Below are 2,941 nucleotides of genomic sequence, written 5' to 3' on the forward strand. Positions count from 1 at the left end.
CTTCTTCTGCTTCAGCTCGGAGGTGGTCGACGCCAGTTCCGAACGCAGGTCGCCGGCGATCTTCTCCAGGTCCATGCCGGCCAGGAGGTCATGAATGGCCTCGGCGCCGATCATGGCGGTGAACGAATCCTCGCCATACTCGTCGACGGCGATCATGTACTCTTCCTCGCTGAGCAGCTGGTGCTCCTTCAGCGCGGTGAGGCCAGGTTCGGTGACGATGTAGTTCTCGAAGTAGAGGACGCGCTCGATGTCCTTCAGGGTCATGTCGAGCAGCGTGCCGATGCGCGACGGCAGCGACTTCAGGAACCAGATATGGGCGACCGGTGCCGCCAGCTCGATATGGCCCATGCGCTCGCGGCGAACGCGCGACAGCGTGACTTCGACGCCGCACTTCTCGCAGATGACGCCCTTGTACTTCATGCGCTTGTACTTGCCGCACAGGCACTCGTAGTCCTTGATCGGGCCAAAAATGCGCGCGCAGAACAGACCGTCACGCTCCGGCTTGAAGGTGCGGTAGTTGATGGTCTCCGGCTTCTTGATCTCGCCGAAAGACCAGGACAGAATCTTCTCAGGGCTGGCAAGCGATATCCGGATGGAATCGAACACCTGCGCAGGCGCCTGCGGATTGAAGAGATTCATGACCTCTTGGTTCATGCCGTTCTCCTTTTCGGGATCCTCGAAGATCCCTTGCATCTAGTCGCGAGCCAAACGCCCGCCGTCTTTGTCGGCCACTGGCCGTCGAATTCTTCCCGGTTGAGCATGATCCTGTCCGAAAACCGGTAACCACTTTTCGGGATCATGCTCGAGGCGCGCCGCGGACAGCCGTGGCGCGCCATTGCCTTACTCGGCCGCGTCGGGCAGCCGGACAGGGTTGTCGTCGAGCTTGGTGTTCTCCAGCTCGACATTGAGGCCGAGAGACCGCATTTCCTTGACGAGAACGTTGAAGCTCTCCGGGATGCCGGCCTCGAAGGTGTCGTCGCCACGCACGATCGCCTCGTAGACCTTGGTACGGCCGGCGACGTCGTCGGACTTTACCGTCAGCATTTCCTGCAGCGTGTAGGCGGCGCCGTACGCTTCCAGCGCCCAGACCTCCATCTCGCCGAAGCGCTGGCCACCGAACTGCGCCTTGCCGCCCAGCGGCTGCTGGGTGACGAGCGAGTACGGACCGATCGAACGCGCGTGGATCTTGTCGTCCACGAGATGGTGAAGCTTGAGCATGTAGATGTAGCCCATCGTCACCTTGCGATCGAACGGCTCGCCCGTGCGTCCGTCATAGAGCTGCGACTGACCGCTGCTGTGCAGGCCCGCCTGCTCCAGCATGATGTTGATGTCAGCCTCATGCGCGCCGTCGAACACCGGGGTCGCGATCGAGACGCCGCGGCGCATCTGCTCGCTGAGGCGAACGATGCTCTCGTCGTCATAGTCGCGAACCGGCTCGTTGCGGTCGTTGGCCGGGATGAAGCTCTCGAGCGTCTTGCGCAGGGGCTTGATGTCGCCGGCTGCCTTGTACGTGTCGATCAGCTCGCCGATCTTCCTGCCCATGCCCGCACATGCCCAGCCCAGATGCGTTTCCAGGATCTGGCCGACATTCATGCGGCTCGGCACACCCAGCGGGTTGAGCACGATATCGGCATGCGTGCCGTCCTCGAGGAAAGGCATGTCCTCGACCGGAACGATCCGCGACACGACACCCTTGTTGCCGTGACGGCCGGCCATCTTGTCGCCGGGCTGCATCTTGCGCTTCACGGCCACGAAGACCTTGACCATCTTCATGACGCCCGGAGGCATTTCGTCGCCGCGCTGGACCTTCTCGACCTTGTCCATGAAACGCTGTTCAAGCGCCTTCTTGGAATCGTCATACTGGCCACGCAGCGCTTCCAGCTCGCTCTGGAGCTTTTCGTTCTCCACGGCAAACTGCCACCACTGCGAACGCGGATACTCGTCGAGCGTATCCTTGGACAGCGTCGAGCCCTTCTTGAAGCCCTTCGGTCCAGCGATCGCTTCCTTGCCGACGAGCACGTCGGAAAGACGCGCGTAGACGTTACGGTCCAGAATGGCCTGCTCGTCGTCGCGGTCCTTGGCGAGGCGTTCGATCTCCTCGCGCTCGATCGCCATGGCGCGCTCGTCCTTCTCCACACCGTGGCGATTGAAGACGCGCACCTCGACGACGGTGCCGAAAGTGCCAGGAGGCATGCGCATCGAGGTGTCGCGCACATCGGATGCCTTTTCGCCGAAGATGGCGCGCAGAAGCTTCTCTTCCGGCGTCATCGGGCTTTCGCCCTTCGGCGTGATCTTGCCGACCAGGATGTCGCCCGGCTGAACTTCCGCACCGATGTAGACGATGCCGGCTTCGTCGAGGTTCTTTAGCGCTTCTTCCGAGACGTTCGGGATATCGCGCGTGATTTCCTCCGGTCCAAGCTTGGTATCGCGCGCCATGACCTCGAACTCCTCGATGTGGATCGAGGTGAAGACGTCGTCGGCGACGATGCGTTCGGACAGGAGGATCGAGTCCTCGTAGTTGTAGCCGTTCCACGGCATGAACGCGACCAGCACGTTGCGGCCGAGCGCCAGATCGCCGAGCTCGGTCGACGGACCGTCGGCGATGATGTCGCCCTTGTTGACCCGGTCGCCCATGCGAACCAGCGGGCGCTGGTTGATGCAGGTGTTCTGGTTCGAACGCTGGAACTTCATCAACCGGTAGATGTCGACGCCGGACTTGCCCGGATCGAGATCTTCGGTGGCGCGGATAACGATACGCGTCGCGTCCACCTGGTCGACGATGCCGCCGCGGCGGGCGCCGATGGCGGCGCCCGAGTCACGGGCGACGATCGGCTCCATGCCGGTGCCGACGAACGGCGCCTCGGCGCGCACCAGCGGCACGGCCTGACGCTGCATGTTCGAACCCATCAGAGCGCGGTTGGCGTCGTCGTTTTCCAGGAAC

Annotated in this window: 1 protein-coding gene and 1 pseudogene; both read right to left on the reverse strand. The window is 62.6% G+C overall.

Annotation, left to right across the window (positions count from 1 at the left end; translation table 11 throughout):
- Positions 1-654 (reverse strand): annotated as a pseudogene (locus tag EN914_RS30250) (DNA-directed RNA polymerase subunit beta'); the annotation flags it as partial.
- Positions 655-840: 186 nt separating this feature from the next.
- Positions 841-2,941, reverse strand: a 2,101-nt coding sequence (gene rpoB / locus EN914_RS30255; protein WP_127389473.1) for a DNA-directed RNA polymerase subunit beta, incomplete at its 5' end; no start/stop codon positions are given.

Origin of the sequence: Mesorhizobium sp. M7A.F.Ca.CA.001.08.2.1, assembly GCF_003998455.1 — a bacterium.
GTDB lineage: Bacteria > Pseudomonadota > Alphaproteobacteria > Rhizobiales > Rhizobiaceae > Mesorhizobium > Mesorhizobium ciceri.